The organism is Halomonas elongata, from assembly GCF_029081005.1.
In the GTDB taxonomy this organism is placed as follows: Bacteria; Pseudomonadota; Gammaproteobacteria; order Pseudomonadales; family Halomonadaceae; genus Halomonas; species Halomonas elongata_B.
On the sequence record NZ_JAJQTQ010000005.1, the window covers coordinates 149,800 to 164,532 of the forward strand.

General features: G+C 60.6%; 15 protein-coding genes and 3 tRNA genes. All 18 read left to right on the forward strand.

The window, feature by feature from the left end:
* The first annotated feature begins 66 nt into the window (after positions 1–66).
* The 18 genes from LU493_RS05620 (at position 67) to LU493_RS05705 (ending at position 14,671) form a co-directional block, all read left to right on the forward strand.
* Positions 67–519 (forward strand): acetyl-CoA sensor PanZ family protein, encoded by a 453-nt coding sequence (locus LU493_RS05620; protein WP_275286815.1) that lies wholly within the window; start codon positions 67–69, stop codon positions 517–519.
* Complete coding sequence (locus LU493_RS05625) at positions 516–2,840, forward strand: AsmA family protein (RefSeq protein WP_275286816.1); 2,325 nt, start codon at positions 516–518, stop codon at positions 2,838–2,840. Before LU493_RS05620 ends, LU493_RS05625 begins: the two co-directional genes overlap by 4 nt.
* Positions 2,841–2,908: 68 nt before the next feature.
* Entirely contained in the window at positions 2,909–4,030 is a 1,122-nt protein-coding gene (mutY, locus tag LU493_RS05630) for an A/G-specific adenine glycosylase (protein ID WP_275286817.1), read from the forward strand.
* Positions 4,027–4,299, forward strand: a complete 273-nt coding sequence (locus LU493_RS05635; RefSeq protein ID WP_275286818.1) for an oxidative damage protection protein — start codon at positions 4,027–4,029, stop codon at positions 4,297–4,299. The genes mutY and LU493_RS05635 overlap by 4 nt, the downstream gene beginning before the upstream one ends.
* Positions 4,300–4,389: 90 nt before the next feature.
* Positions 4,390–4,465 (forward strand) — tRNA-Phe (locus tag LU493_RS05640).
* Between the two features lie 6 nt (positions 4,466–4,471).
* Positions 4,472–4,546 (forward strand) — tRNA-Gln (locus LU493_RS05645).
* A 111-nt stretch (positions 4,547–4,657) separates the two neighbouring features.
* Positions 4,658–4,733: transfer RNA gene (locus tag LU493_RS05650), tRNA-Thr, on the forward strand.
* 89 nt (positions 4,734–4,822) lie between these two features.
* The gene (locus LU493_RS05655) at positions 4,823–5,713 is read left to right on the forward strand and encodes a ParA family protein (protein ID WP_275286819.1); all 891 of its coding nucleotides are present in this window, start codon (positions 4,823–4,825) and stop codon (positions 5,711–5,713) included.
* On the forward strand, positions 5,703–7,112 hold the full coding sequence (gene dnaB / locus LU493_RS05660; RefSeq protein WP_275286820.1) for a replicative DNA helicase: 1,410 nt from the start codon (positions 5,703–5,705) through the stop codon (positions 7,110–7,112). Before LU493_RS05655 ends, dnaB begins: the two co-directional genes overlap by 11 nt.
* Positions 7,109–7,513, forward strand: a complete 405-nt coding sequence (locus tag LU493_RS05665) for a DUF7673 family protein (protein ID WP_275286821.1) — start codon at positions 7,109–7,111, stop codon at positions 7,511–7,513. Before dnaB ends, LU493_RS05665 begins: the two co-directional genes overlap by 4 nt.
* A complete protein-coding gene (locus tag LU493_RS05670) occupies positions 7,510–8,283 on the forward strand; it encodes a hypothetical protein (protein ID WP_275286822.1) in 774 nt (257 codons plus the stop codon). The genes LU493_RS05665 and LU493_RS05670 overlap by 4 nt, the downstream gene beginning before the upstream one ends.
* Positions 8,280–8,492: a hypothetical protein gene (locus LU493_RS05675; RefSeq protein WP_275286823.1), complete on the forward strand. Its 213-nt coding sequence runs from the start codon at positions 8,280–8,282 to the stop codon at positions 8,490–8,492. Before LU493_RS05670 ends, LU493_RS05675 begins: the two co-directional genes overlap by 4 nt.
* Positions 8,493–8,702: 210 nt before the next feature.
* Positions 8,703–9,407, forward strand: a complete 705-nt coding sequence (locus LU493_RS05680; protein ID WP_275286824.1) for a DUF2786 domain-containing protein — start codon at positions 8,703–8,705, stop codon at positions 9,405–9,407.
* Positions 9,400–9,906: a hypothetical protein gene (locus tag LU493_RS05685; RefSeq protein WP_275286825.1), complete on the forward strand. Its 507-nt coding sequence runs from the start codon at positions 9,400–9,402 to the stop codon at positions 9,904–9,906. Before LU493_RS05680 ends, LU493_RS05685 begins: the two co-directional genes overlap by 8 nt.
* A complete protein-coding gene (locus LU493_RS05690; protein ID WP_275286826.1) occupies positions 9,903–11,942 on the forward strand; it encodes a ParB family protein in 2,040 nt (679 codons plus the stop codon). Before LU493_RS05685 ends, LU493_RS05690 begins: the two co-directional genes overlap by 4 nt.
* On the forward strand, positions 11,939–12,550 hold the full coding sequence (locus tag LU493_RS05695) for a DUF2857 domain-containing protein (RefSeq protein WP_035415583.1): 612 nt from the start codon (positions 11,939–11,941) through the stop codon (positions 12,548–12,550). Before LU493_RS05690 ends, LU493_RS05695 begins: the two co-directional genes overlap by 4 nt.
* Positions 12,550–13,821, forward strand: coding sequence for an STY4528 family pathogenicity island replication protein (locus LU493_RS05700; protein ID WP_275286827.1), 1,272 nt, complete (start codon positions 12,550–12,552; stop codon positions 13,819–13,821). Before LU493_RS05695 ends, LU493_RS05700 begins: the two co-directional genes overlap by 1 nt.
* Before the next feature lie 85 nt (positions 13,822–13,906).
* Positions 13,907–14,671: a PFL_4669 family integrating conjugative element protein gene (locus tag LU493_RS05705; protein WP_052046839.1), complete on the forward strand. Its 765-nt coding sequence runs from the start codon at positions 13,907–13,909 to the stop codon at positions 14,669–14,671.
* Positions 14,672–14,733 lie beyond the last annotated feature (62 nt).

Genomic DNA, 14,733 nt, shown 5'->3' on the forward strand with positions numbered 1-14,733 from the left:
CCATCCGCTACAATGCCAACCATTCAGCGGTGGCGGTATCCGCTACCCTATACGGGAGAATCATGCATGCCGGTCACACTCCAGCGAGTCGACCAGGCGGTCTGGGCGTCGAATACCCAGGCCCGCACCGATCTACTCCGCATCTATGCCGATGCCCCCACCGAACGTCTACCGCAGGATCCCGAGGCGTTCGTCCGCGAGCATCTGGCGGCGGCACACTTCTTCTGCTGTGCGCACTTCAACGACCGACTGCTGGGCGCCGTGGCGGTTCGTCCCGATGCCGAGGCCTGGTGGCTTTCCCATCTCTGTGTGCGCAAGACCACGCGACGGCGCGGCGTCGGCTCGCGCCTGCTGGCACTGACGAGCGAAGCCGCGCATCACGATGGTCTTCGACTACGCGTGATAAGCTCTCAACTTTCCGTGGCCGACCAGATGCTGTTGAAGCGGCTCGGCTATCGCCTGACCCAGGCGGGTGACTACTTCGAACTCGACCTTCCGCCCAAAGGAGCCGGGCAATGAAGCGAATCCTGCGTACCTTGCTGGCCACCATCGGCATTCTCGGGCTGGTGGTGGTCGGTGCCGTGGTCTTCGTCACCACCTTTTTCGACCCCGAGGATCTCAAGCCACGTCTCATCGAGGTGGTACGCGAGCACAGCGGGCTGGAGCTCGAGCTGGACGGGCCGCTCAGCTGGTCCTTCTACCCCCGACTGGGGGTCAGCGTCGAAGCCGCCGAGGCACGCCTGCCGACCCAGTCATCCGATGCCCACCCATTCGCCGCCTTCGACCACGCCGAAGTCAGCCTGGCCTTCGCCCCCTTGCTGCGCGGGGAAATCGCCATCGATGGCCTGACTCTCGAAGGGCTGTCGCTGAATCTGGCCCGCGACGCACAAGGTCGTGGCAACTGGGAAACGCTGATTAATCGCCTGGAGAATCGTGGCGAGGAAGCCGAGGCCGTTCTCGCGCCGGCCAGCGCCGGCCCGAACCCCGACTCGACCGCGAACGAGAGTGGATTGTCCGTGGCGCTCAACATCGCCAGCGTTCAGATCCATCAAGGCCGAGTCAACTACCGTGATGCCCAGGCAGAGCAGGAAGTGACCCTGGAACAGCTCAACATCACCGGCCATAACGTCAATCCCGACCGCCCCTTCCCGCTCAACGCCAGCCTGCGCATGACCCTGAGCGACGGCCTTGCCACCGAGACACCGGCTCTGGTCAGCGACATCATTCTCAAGACGCAGGTCGACCTCGGCCTGGCCGAAGGGCGCCACGTCCTTCAGAAACTGTCCCTGCAAACCGATTCCCGCATCGGCGATGCCCAGGAGGAACAGAAAGCCAATCTCAGTGCCGCCGAGGCGACACTCGATCTCGGCCAGCAGCACGTGACGTTGACCGATGGCCAACTCGATACCAGCCTGCTGCACCCTCGACTGGGCGAGAAACGTCTGGCACTGGCGATGGACGTTCAACTGGAAGCCGACCTGCCGGCCCAGACCGCCCAGCTCCGTGAGCTGCACCTGACGGGCCCCGATGGCCTCGAACTGGATGGCAACCTCAACCTGGCCAACCTGTCGACGGCGCCGACCTATCGCGGTCAATTACAACTGGCACCATTGTCGCTGCGCCCCTGGCTGACACGCTTCGACGTCATGCCCGCCACCGCCAGCGACACGGCGCTGAGCGAGGTCGGCCTGGCCAGCCCCGTCGAGGGGGACTTGCAGGCCATCACCCTGGACGGCCTGACCCTGAGTCTGGACGGCAGCACCTTCAGCGGTCGCCTGGGTGGCCACTTCGATGGTTCACGCCTGACTCTCGATCTGCAGGGCGATACCCTGAACCTGGACGATTACCTGCCGCCCGACACCCCCGCCGCCGACACCAGCGCCAGCCTGCCCCTGTTCGATCGCGCCTATGCCGAACAGCCGCCAGCATTGCTCCCCGCGAAATGGCTGGCCGACCTGGACCTCGAGGCGGATCTCGAGCTCGGCGAGCTCCACCTCCTGCAACAGCGCTTGCAGAACGTTGCGTTGACGCTGGAAGGCCAGGAAGGACGCCACCGGCTGACTCGCTTCGCCGCCGACTTCCACGACGGCCAACTTTCGGCCACCGGCTCGCTCGATGCCCGCGAGACACCACTGCGCTGGCAGCTGTCACCCAACGTCAGCGACGTGCGACTGGGCGATCTTCTGGAAACCCTCAACGAAGACCCGGCTCCCCTGCAGGGCCTGCTGGCAGGGAGCGGCGAACTCGAAAGCCGGGGCAACAGCCTGGCCGAACTCAAGCGCGGCCTGAATGGCCATCTCGAGACTCGACTCGCCGAGGGCCGCCTGATCGGGACCAACATCTCTCGACAACTGTGCACCACGGCGGCCCGTCTCGAGGGCGAGAACACCAGCCGTGACTGGGAGGAAGACACACGCTTCCAGCGTGCCGATGCCAGCTTCCGGATCCGCGATGGTATCGCCGAGAGCGACGACCTCGCTGTGACGCTTCCAGGCATTGCCATGAACGGTCAGGGTCAGCTCGATGTCGGCAGCGAACGCTTCGACCTCAAGGCCGACGCCCGCTTCACCGACACCGTGGACGCGGCTTGCGAGGTCAACCCGCGACTCAAGCAGATCCCCTTCCCCGTCCACTGCGAAGGACAGCTGAGTGGAGACAGCAACGAGTGGTGCCGCTTCGATCGCCAGGCACTGCAGTCTTCTCTCGGGAAGCTGTTGCGCCGGGAAGCCTCCCAGCGTGCCGGCGAGGAAATCGACAAACGTCTCGATGATGCCATGGACAAGCTCGAGGAAAAGGCCGGCAGTGAACTTCGTGGCACCCTCGAGAGTCTATTGGAATGAGCATCAAGTAAAGCCAGTCACTGCGCCGGTCTCCACGATCGGCGCTTTTTTGCGTGTCGAGCCCATACATGACCGACAATCCACCCGCCATCCTGCCGCCCGAGACCTTCCAGCGACGCTTGCTGGACTGGTTCGATGTGCATGGACGTCACGATCTGCCCTGGCAACGGGAGCGGACACCCTACCGGGTCTGGGTCTCGGAGATCATGCTCCAGCAGACCCAGGTCACCACCGTGATCCCCTACTTCGAGCGCTTCATGGAACGCTTTCCCGATGTCGAGGCCCTGGCTAGCGCCGATCAGGACGAGGTCCTGCATCTCTGGACCGGCCTCGGTTACTACGCGCGGGGACGCAACCTGCACAAGGCCGCCCGGGTCGTGATGGAAGAACATAACGGTGTCTTTCCGGTACATAGCCTCGAGGCCATGGCCGGGCTCCCCGGCATCGGCCGCTCCACCGCCGGGGCCATCATCGCCCAGAGCACCGGCCGCCGCGCGGTGATCCTCGACGGTAACGTCAAGCGCGTGCTGACCCGCCTGCATGCCGTGGAAGGCTGGCCAGGGCGCCCCGCCGTGGAACGTCGTCTGTGGTCGCTGGCCGAACACTACACACCCGACGAGCGCGTGGTCGACTTCACCCAGGCGATGATGGACCTGGGCGCGACACTTTGCCGGCGCGGTCGTCCCGATTGCGAGCACTGCCCTTTCGAGACCGAGTGCCTGGCCCATGAGCGCGGCGAGGAACGCCGTTTCCCTGAGTCCAAACCGAAGAAGGCACTCCCCACGCGACGGACTCTCATGCTGATGCTGCAGGACGCCTCCGGCCGGGTGCTGCTCGAACAACGCCCGTCCAGCGGACTCTGGGGAGGCCTCTGGAGTCTGCCGCAATTCGAGGACCACGCGGCACTGCAAGCCTGGCTGGATCGGCACGCCCCCGGCGCCGAGCTCGATGGCACCTGGTCCACCTTTACCCACGTCTTCAGCCACTTCCGGCTGGAGATCACCCCTCAACCGGCACGAGTGTCGCACCTCGACGCGGTCGGGGAGACGTGGTGCTGGTTCGATCCCGCGGATCCTGCCAACCTCGGACTCGCCGCCCCGGTGAAAGGCTTGCTGGAGTCGCTGCGTCCCTTCACCCTGTCCGCACCCGCAGGTCACGCAACCGAATCAGCCAAGGAGCCATCCCGATGACCCAGACCGTATTCTGCCGCAAATATCAGGAAGAGCTGGAAGCCCTGCCCTTTCCTCCCTTACCCGGCGAAAAGGGCCGCGAGATCCAGTCCAGCGTCTCCAAGCGCGCCTGGGAAGAGTGGCAGGCCCTGCAGACTCGCCTGATCAACGAGAAGCATCTCAATATGCTCGACCCGACGGACCGGGCCTACCTGATGGAGCAACTGGAGCGCTTCCTGAACAACGAGGAAACCGATCAGGCAGAGGGCTACGTGCCTCCCGAACAGTGAAGTGCCTCAAGGTGCTGTATACGCCATCTTTTTGAAAAGAAACGGTTGACGTGAAAAGGCCTTTAGGGTTTAATACGCACCGTTGGCGCGGGCCAGATAGCTCAGTCGGTAGAGCAGGGGATTGAAAATCCCCGTGTCGGCGGTTCGATTCCGTCTCTGGCCACCACAATGCTGGGGTATCGCCAAGTGGTAAGGCACTGGTTTTTGGTATCAGCATGCGCAGGTTCGAATCCTGCTACCCCAGCCACGCCAACCCGTTTCACGTTCTGCTTTATACAGCGTGGATCGTTCCGAGCCGACATAGCTCAGTTGGTAGAGCAACTGACTTGTAATCAAGAGCGGCAGAAATTTGGGGAAAGCTGGCATAGCTCAGATGGTAGAGCAGCTGACTTGTAATCAGCAGGTCCCGGGTTCGACTCCTGGTGCCAGCACCACCCAACCTACCTTACGCGCCTCCTAAGAAAATTTCACGCCCAGGCATCTATTGCACTCATTCAATTCAACTTGGATGAGGTGCAGCTAAATGCGTGTTTCTGCAACAGTTTGTTCCAAGGGCGGCGTCGGCAAGACGACCTCAACCGCCAACCTGGGTGGCCTGCTGGCCGATGCAGGGTTCAAGGTTCTCCTCATTGACCTGGACTCCCAGCCTACCCTTTCCTCCTATTATGAGCTGACCCATCCTGCTCCCGGCGGGGTGTACGAACTGCTCGCCACTGACCTGGTTGACCTCGACCAGATCATATCCCGGACGTCCATTCCCAATCTCGATATCGTTGTCTCCAACGACTATCGGAATCAGTTGCAGCAGCTGCTTCTCAACGCGCCCAATGGCCGATTCCGCCTGATCGGGTTGCTCGAACGCTTCTCGGATCGCTACGACGCCATCCTCATCGATACACAGGGCGCTCGCTCCATCCTGCTCGAGATGGCCGTTCTCGCTGCTGATCACCTCGTTTCCCCCATTGTCCCCGAGTTGCTGACTGCCCGTGAATTCGTGCGCGGCACACAGGGGATGCTCAGCGAGATGCGTGAGCTCACTCAGTACACGCGCTTCGACGTCCCTCCCGTTTCGATCCTCCTCAACAAGATGACCGATCAGCTGAAGGATGCCCGCGATATATCGGACAGCATCCGCAGCATGTATGCCGAAGTCGAGGATCACGGCATTCGAGTGCTCGACACGCCGCTGGTCAACCTTTCCGCGTATCGCTCGGCTGCGCTCCAAAGCCAGCCGGTGCATCGCGTCGAGCCTCGCAAGCCTTCTGGTCGTAAGGCGCCGTCTTGCGCTGATCAGATCAAGGCCATCGCTGCCGACCTCTATCCCGAGTGGGCCGACGCCATCCACGCGGTCGGTGCGACCAAGCCCAATAGCAAGCCGGGTACAGATAAATCGGGGGTGGGCCATGTTCACTGATGCCCAGTCCCTCGCGCCTAACGACGTTGAAGCTATGGGACTCGTTCCTCCCCACAGCATTGAGGCGGAACAGTCCACCCTGGGCGCACTGATGCTCGACAACAGCAAGTGGGACGACATCTGCGAAATCGTCGATGCCGAGGCGTTCTATTGCTACCCCCATCGCCTAATCTTCCAAGCCATGCGCGAACTCGCCCTGAGCGAGCAGCCGTTGGATGTGGTGACAATCTCGGAGCTTCTGGAGCGTGACGGAAAGCTCGAGACCATAGGTGGACTGGCCTTCCTAGCGGAAATCGCGCGCAACACACCGACCGCGACCAACATCCTGGCGTATGCCGACATCGTGCGCGAGCATCAACTCCGCCGACAGCTCTCCTGCATGGGGCGTGATCTCAGCCAGCAGGCGCTTGAGGGTAACCACCTCAGCAAGGCGATAATCGAAGCGACTGAGCGTCAGCTGTTTGAGCTGGCCGAAGATCGCCAGACTCAGTCCGCTGGTATTCGCTCTGCCCTGTCGTCAGCGATCGACACGATCGATCGCGCCTTCAATGCCAAGGATGGCATTACGGGGACACCCACTGGCTATAAGGATCTCGATAACCTCACCTGTGGTTGGCAGAACTCGGACCTGATTGTCATCGCCGGACGGCCTTCTCAAGGCAAGACCACCCTGGGAATGAACTTCGTCGAGAATGCGCTGATCGCCACGGCCGGCAACACCGAGCTTTCCAATTCCCCTATCTTCGTCTTTTCGCTGGAAATGCCCGAAGAACAGCTGATGCTGCGTCTCATGTCCAGCATTGGCCGGTTGGACATGAGTCAGCTGCGATCTGGGAAGCTGGACGACGGTGGTTGGGAGAAACTGACAGCCGCCACCAACCGCATCCTCGAATTTGAGGATCGCCTGTTCATTGATGACTCCAGTGGCATTTCAGCCACGTCACTCAAATCTCGCGCTCGCCGACTGATGCGTCGCCACGGCAAGCCGGCGCTGATCCTGATCGACTATCTGCAACTCCTCGAAGAGCCCGGATGCGAGAACCGCAATAACGAGATATCGGCCATCTCACGCATCCTCAAGGCCACCGCAAAGGATCTTAATTGTCCCGTCATCGCGCTCGCACAGCTCAACCGAGGACTTGAGAACCGTCCCAACAAACGTCCGGGCCTTGCTGATCTGCGTGACTCGGGCGCGATCGAGCAGGACGCGGATGTGATTGGGTTTGTGTACCGCGATGAGGTCTACAACCCGGACAACCCTGACGTGAAGGGATTGGCCGAATTGATTATTGGCAAGCAGCGCAACGGCCCCACCGGCACTGTCCACCTGGCATTCCTGGGGGCGAGTACACGGTTCGAGTCCTTGGAATGGAAGCAGACGCAAGGAGGCTGGTCATGACTACCGATTCTCGTATGCCCAAGGTGTCACAGCGACTCAACGAGCGCAGTCGTCTCGCCCTCGAGAGACACGCCTCAGAAGAGGCTGCCGTTGAGCAGCGCCTCAGCACACTGGACCAGAGCGGCCCCACGGCACTTGAGCGCTTGGCTGAGGTGGCCCAGGGCTATAGCGGCCAGTGCCACCACTGTCGCCGGATCTTGCTCGCACTCTACAACGGCCCCGAGTGGCCGCTCGAACTCACCCGACTGCGCTGCCTGGACCGCGACCTGCAGCGGGCTGCGCTCACTGTGATCGAGTGGTCCGCTTACTCCGGTCACGAACTGCACGAGTCCCTGGACGACGGTGAGGCATTGATGCGGCGCTTCTGGCACGCCGAATCCGACAAAGGAGGTGAGTCATGAATACGCCTTCTACCTCGACCGTTGGCTTGGATCCCACTAGTCGCATGATCAACCACATGGAGGTGGAGATCGCGCGCTTAATCACGGCAGAGTCGGCACTGCTCCGGGTCGCCGGCATGCTCGGCATTCATGCCGAGCCCGATGGCCAGGGCCGCTACAGCGGCCAGGCCATTGCCGATCAGGTGCGTGACGCACTCGATCAGCGGCAGGTCGACCAGGCGCTGGCCACCACGCCAACGCCCACGATTCTGACAGCTTCTGGCACGCCGATGTCACTGACGTTTCCTGCGTGGCAGAACATCGATGACCAGGACATTGCCCAGGCGCTGTCACGTATCTGCCGATTCGGTGGCCACTCTCGCCAGTTCTATTCCGTCGCTCAGCACTGTGTGCATGTCAGCGAGATCGTCCCCCGTGAGGACGCCCTGGCTGCCTTGCTGCACGACGCCACCGAAGCCTACATCGGCGACATGGTCTCGCCGCTGAAATCGATGCTGCCGGCTTACAAAGCCATCGAGAAACGCCTCTGGTCCGCCATTGCCCAGCGATTCAGCGTGGACTCGGTGCTTCCTGCCTGCGTCAAGTCCGCCGACCTGCAGTTACTCGCCACCGAGCGGCGTGACTTGCTGCCGGACTCACCCATGGAGTGGCCCTGCCTCGAGGGTGTCGAGCCACTCACCGATCCTATTGAACCCTGGTCCCCTGACATCGCCGCCCTCGCCTGGGGGTTGCGGCTCGACGAGCTCCTGGCAGAGCGGGAGGTGGCATGATGGACGAGCAGACAATGAAACAGGAGCTTACCGAACTGGAAGCCCGCCTGGCCGAGCTGCGCGCGCAATGCCAGCAACTGGAGCACGACGTTCTGGCCTTACAGGCCCGTAAACGCCAGTTGATCCATGCCTTGGATGGTCAATTGGACCTGTTCCGAGATCACCTTCACCACAGCGAGCAGCTGCTCGAGGAGGTCCGCCATGGCTAAGCGGTATGGCAAGGGTCTGCAGAGGGTTGTTCGCTTCGCAGAGGCTCACAACTGGCATATCGAGCGCACCCGAGGCGGGCATATCAAAATGACCAAACCCGGGATGCCCCCCGTCTTCACCAGCTATTCACCAAGCGATGCTCGGTCGCAGCGCAACGCCATCGCGTTACTTCGCCGTGTGCAGAGAAGCTCTGGCGTAAGGAGGGAGTCATGATCCCCGATCGCATCATGCGCAAGATCGAGCGCTGTATGGCCTTATCCCAGAGCTCCAATGCCCACGAGGCAGGCATCGCGCTGCGTCAGGCCCAACAGTTGATGCAGCGCTATGGCCTTAACGAGCAGGATATCACCCTGGCGTCGGTGACCGACCATATGGCCACCGCCCAGGCTGGCAAGGTGCCGCCCCGCTATCTCAATGCGCTTGCCACTCTGGTCATGAAAGCCTTCGGCGCCCAGGCGATCTATTTGGCCACGCCGCAGATCCGCGGTACCCAGATTCGCTGGCTCGGTCAGTGGCAGTTCCTGGGCACCGACGGGGCCAGCCAGGTGGCCGCTTACGCCTACGAGGTCCTGCAACGCCAGTTGATCCGTGATCGCAAGGCCTACCAGTCGGGCCTCAGCAAGCGCATCAAGCGTGCCACGCGCGTCCGCCGTGGCGACGCCTATGCCGAGGCCTGGGTCGCCGGTGCACGGGAATCCATCGTGCCGGTCGAGCTTTCCCCGGCGGCGACCGAGGCCCTCGAGGCCTATGCCGAGCGGCAACACGGTGAGCTCTGTTCTCTGTCGTCACGCCAGCGTGGCCAACTCCGCCACCACGATTATCAGGCGGTCCACCAGGGCTACGACGCGGGCCGGCAGGTCCGGCTGCACGACGCCATTGAGACACCGGAACGGGAGGCCCTGGGTCATGGCTGACATCCTGAATTTTCCCGTGCGAGAAGCACATGGTCACGGCATGGAGCGTTATCTGATGGGGCGCGAATGTCTAGCACTGGGGCTGATCGATCCCTTCGCCAACTGGGTAGAAACACTGGACAGCTGGTTTGACGAGCATCCCCAAGCACGAACCAATCGCAATGAAGCGCTCCGCTCACTGCTTGCCGACACATGGCTGGTGTTTCACATGGCCTGTGACAAGACCAGTCAGCTGGAAATGCAGCCACACCATAGCTTGCGCTGGGCGCAACTCCAGTATCACCGACTGAGTGACATCGAGCTGCTGGTGATCGTCAGCGACAACCTGAGTGATCTGCGACGGGGAATCAATGAGTTGAGCCAGCGGTATCCCCCTGAATCGCGCAGTGACCTTGGCCTTTTCGCGCTGGTCCAGGGCATGAACCACCTGGGACAGCAACTGGATCGACTTTTCGAGACTGAATATTCCGCCTCGCGGCAGCCGGAGTGGACATCATGAGCAAGACAGCCATTACACCTGACCAAATCGCGGCCAAGCTGACCCAGCCTGGACCTAAGCTGAGCACTAAACCCGCCGATCGGCTGCCGGCACCGACCACCGAGCAGGCGATGACCCTGACCCTGGATCAGTTGCGTCCCTATGATCGCAATCCGCGTACACAACGGAATGCCAAGTACGACGAGATCAAGGATAGTATCCGAGCCGTGGGGCTAAAGCAGAAGCTGACGGTCACCCAGCGTCCAGGTGATGACCGCTACATGATCTCCGATGGCGGTAACACGCGGCTGACCATCCTCAATGAATTACATGAGGAAACCGGCGAAGAACGATTTTACTACCAGGACTGCCATTTCATTCCTTGGCAAGGCGAGATCAACGTCCTCGCCGGGCACCTGGCCGAGAACGACAACCGTGGTCAACTCAGCTGGATCGAGCGGGCACGGGGTGTCTATGACTCCAAACGGATGATTGAGGAGGAAGCTAACGAATCCATCTCCTTGCGTGAACTGACTCGTAGGCTGAAAGAGCTCGGTTTTTCTATCAGCTTGAGCCACGTTTCCAAAATGCTCTATACCGTAGAGCACTTCCTGCCCACCCTCCCTCTGACGCTCGATAGCGGCATGGGTAAGGGGCAGATCGAGAAATTGATCTCCTATCGGCAATTCTGCGAGGAGTGCTGGGAGCGTTGCCGTGCCTACTGGGAAGCCCATGCCGATGATCTCGGTGAGGGTGAGCAGTGGGCTAACAGTGTCATTGAGGGTGACTTCGCTCAGGCATGGCATGACGAGATGACCCAGCTCGATCATGAAGGCCAGACGGAGTTTCGCTGGAACATCGTCGAGGACCGTCTCAAGGGCATGCTCCACGACCATACTGGGCTCCACTTCAACCCTATCGATATGGCGTGGAAGAACTGGTTTACGGTACGCAAGCATGCGCGTGCAGCCAGTGAGGAAGAGAAAGCCGATATCTGGACCACGGTCGACAGTGAACTGGAGCGGCTGCGTCATCCCCAGGAACGCCACCTCTATCCGCCGAAAGAGGACTCCAGTAAGGGAAGCAAGACCTCATCAAAACCATCTCAAAAGCTGGCGTCTGGAAACCCTTCGCCTGATGCCGATGAAACCGGTCACAGCGAGAGTGGTGCCGAGGGCTATCATGATGATCTGACCTTCGAAGAAGGCCAGACCGATCTGTCACCCCCCGCCGCCCCCAAAGCCAACGAGCGAGGTGTACCTACCCCAGGTGGAGTCGATGAGTCCGCACAGATGAAAGAGATGCGGGCTCAACTCGCCAAACTCGAGCAACGGAATGCCGAGCTTGAGGCAGAGTCTCAGAAGCCTCTGGTTGCCCCACCATCGACTGGCTCCAGTGAGTCCAGTGGCGATGACCTTGCAGGACTCTTGGATTCCGATGGGTTCATGCAGGAGCACAACCCACAGCCGACTCGGTCGCCCGAGGAACAGGAAACTCTGGTCGACGACTTGACCCTCTCACCCTATGAAGAGAGTGAGGGGCATCGGCAGCTTCGCCACTGGCAAGCGAAAGAGCATGGTGAAGAAGCCATCGACTTCGAAGCCGCCGCCCTCAAATCTGTGCCACTGATGTCAGGCGGCCCCGTCGCACCGATCACTGATCTCTGGCATGTCCCGGCTTGGCGCCGGAATGCTCGCGATCTCCGCATGCAAATTGGCGAGGTCGTCCAGGCCTTGGCCGGTTGGGCCGACATCGAGGTCTCTGGCACCAGTGAAATCATCCGCCTCAACGCCCGTGATGGACTGGGGTACGAGCTCGACCCGCTCGGCGACAATCCAGGACGCCGTGCTCAATTGATCTGGCAGCTACTCGCTGGCCTGCAGGGCGACATCGATCCGATGCTGCCCGCCGAGATTTCATTGTTCGGGGAACTGGTCGGCAGTCACGGCACCGACAGCGATGTTTGCCTGCCTGATGGCCTGTTCATCCGCGTGTTCTGGCTGACTCGCCTGATCCGTGTATTGCGTGAAGTACTCGCAGAGGGGGATCCCCAATGACGACGCCACAACTCAACCATGCACTTTTCAACCAGGCACTGGTGCTGATCCGTGAGGGTGATATGCGCCGGGCGCGCGCACTCGGGTTCAACAATGAAGAGCTGCAGCGCCTGAGTCGACTGCGGGCCAGCGAGATCGAGAGCCTGATCAACGAGTTCCCAGGAGTCGCACGATTCGAGCTGGATCACGACACCTTCAAGGCGGCTCTTCGACGCATCGATCGCGATCAGGATCGCGACAGCCTCGTTGATCACTGCATTCGTCACGGGGCCAGCGTGCAGATGTTGGCCACCTTCTTTGGCCTGACACCGAACGACTGCTCAGCGCGGCGCACCCTGCTCGGGGTGCCCAGTCGGCAGGGGCGCCTGCCCATGCCAGAGGAGGCTATCGAGGTCGATGCCTGGCACCGCTGGCAGACCATCAGTGACGATCCGTCCAGTCCGTCAGCCGCCGAGGACATCAAAGGCATGTTGGTGCTAGCGGAAGAAGTCGAATTGCCACTGGCCGTGATCTGGACACTGATCAAGCAATGGACGACGCCAGAGCAACCACGGCAGGAAAGTCTGCCGGGTGAGGACGAGGGCGAGATGCGTGCAGGAGTGGCGTGATGAAGAGTTTTGACGCGCTTGTCGGGCGCGCCGCGTCATCCCTGACTCAACGCCGAGGCAATGATGCCTCGGCGTCGGCCGTTGAAGATGACGCACTCGACGGACTGCTCTTCATGGGAAATCCCCATGAAACAGTGCCTCGAGCACTACTGCTGGATCAGCGGTTGGGCGCTGTCGATGTATTGGGTTGGCAAATGATCCGGCTTCTGTCGAATGCCGACCGCACAACCGCGTTTCCGACCTATGACGAACTGGAGCCGTTGTTGCGATCAGGGGCCGGACAGAAAGCCTCGCGGAAGACAGTTGCCAGAGTGATCGCGATCCTCCGTCTGACACGCTGGATGACTCTGGGGATGAAGGCTCGCAATACCACGAACGGGCGCATGATCGGCAACGTCTATGTGTTACATGACGAGCCGCTGGCTCCTGCCGAGTCACTGTCCCTTGACCAGGACTACATCGAGTATGTGATCCGTTGCACGAAGCACAGCAACAAGGCCGTGGCCACCGTCGCTCGACTGGTTAGGGACGAGCTGGCCGAAAGTGGTGTGCTCGAAGTTCCGACGCGACTGGACGTCATCGAACAGCGTGCCAGGCACCAGTGGGAATCCGAGTTTCCAGCGGAAACTCAGGCATCAGCCCCCCAGTTCCCTATGGAAACTCAGGCAAATTCACCCAGTTTCCAGCGGAAACCAAGGCAGTTTCCAGGCAACGAATCGCCCAGTTCCCAGCGGAAACTCAGTCCAGAATCAGAAGCTTACAGCGCAGTTTCCATTGAGGACGCCCCTACTACAGTACGTAGTTATACAAACTCAGTATGTAAAACCACCGCGCGCGAGGATTCCCAAGCGTCATTGATCTGGTCATGGCCACTCGAGTTGACCAGTGAGGAACGTGAGTCGGTGACGGTCATGTTGAACGGTCTGCCAAACGACGTTCAGCAGGCGGTGATCGACGAAGCTGCCGGACGACTCGAGGCTGGCAAGGTGAAGTCCCCCAAAGGCTTCCTGCACACCCTGGCCAAACGTGCGGCCTCGAATCAATTCCAGGTCACGCACTTCGGGCGAGGCATTGCTGACAAGCGAAATGGACAATCCGTACAGACGCCATCACAGACATCTCCAGTGGATCCTTATACCCCATCACCCCCTGGCCCCCGATCCGCTGACTCACTGATTGACCAGGCCCCTCAACCGATCTCTGCGGAAACGCAGAAGGCCCGAGAGAACATGCTGAAACGCCTGGGGATACATCCAGCTAGAAACCTATGACATCGCCTTTAACGTTTTCGGTGGGGCGCAATTCGAGAAGCATTGATGATGGGATCCCATCCAGTGCATTGACTCAGGAGAATTTATGGCCGGTGCAGAGCCCCGTGTAGGGCAGTTGCGAAGTCGGATCGAAATGACCCTGCACACCTACCCCGCCGTGCTTGCCTGGCATGGCCGAGGGGTTGAGAGCGGAAAACCCCAGGTGGTCGGACTGAAAACCTACTTATTCTTGGCTGGACGCATTCACCAGGCCGCAGCGAAGGACGATCCATATGCTGACTACTGGCTACTGAGTCTTGAAGACAGGACCAACACATCACGTCAGGCGCTTAGACAGCTCAGAAAGCGAATCGACAAGATACTGACTGAAGACATCCCGGAAGGATTAGAGGTCAGCCGCAATGTCAGCCAACAGCCGTTCACGACACCGGTGTTTACCGGAGGCCATATAGGTTGGCAAGCCGTCATGCTGCTCATGGAATACGACGGCATTGTGCGAGATGTGCTGCTTGCCCATCACATCGGTCTAATTGGCAAGAAACAAATGGCGTCCATGATCCGGGACCAGGGAGGGCATGCGATACGTTCTTTGTGCTTTGCTCCGGCCAAGTTCCCCGGGTTCTCTGGTGCCACACGCGACGACTTCGCAGCAAACAACGCCAAAGCCCGAGCTGCCAGGGAGAAATTCGGCGAGTTGCCGCAGGACATCCTTGAAGGGACGCGCCGTAGCGAGTTTGCTCCATCGCTTCGACGTGATGGAACGGTGCCCGCTTCTGGTGGTGAGGGACTGGAAGGCGCGGACCTCGATAGCGATCAGTTAATGCCTCAAAGCGACGAAACAAAAGACTGAGGCCACCTTCGGGTGATGACACTGTCATCACGTCCAACTGGGTGGCTGGGGTGTTTCCCCCG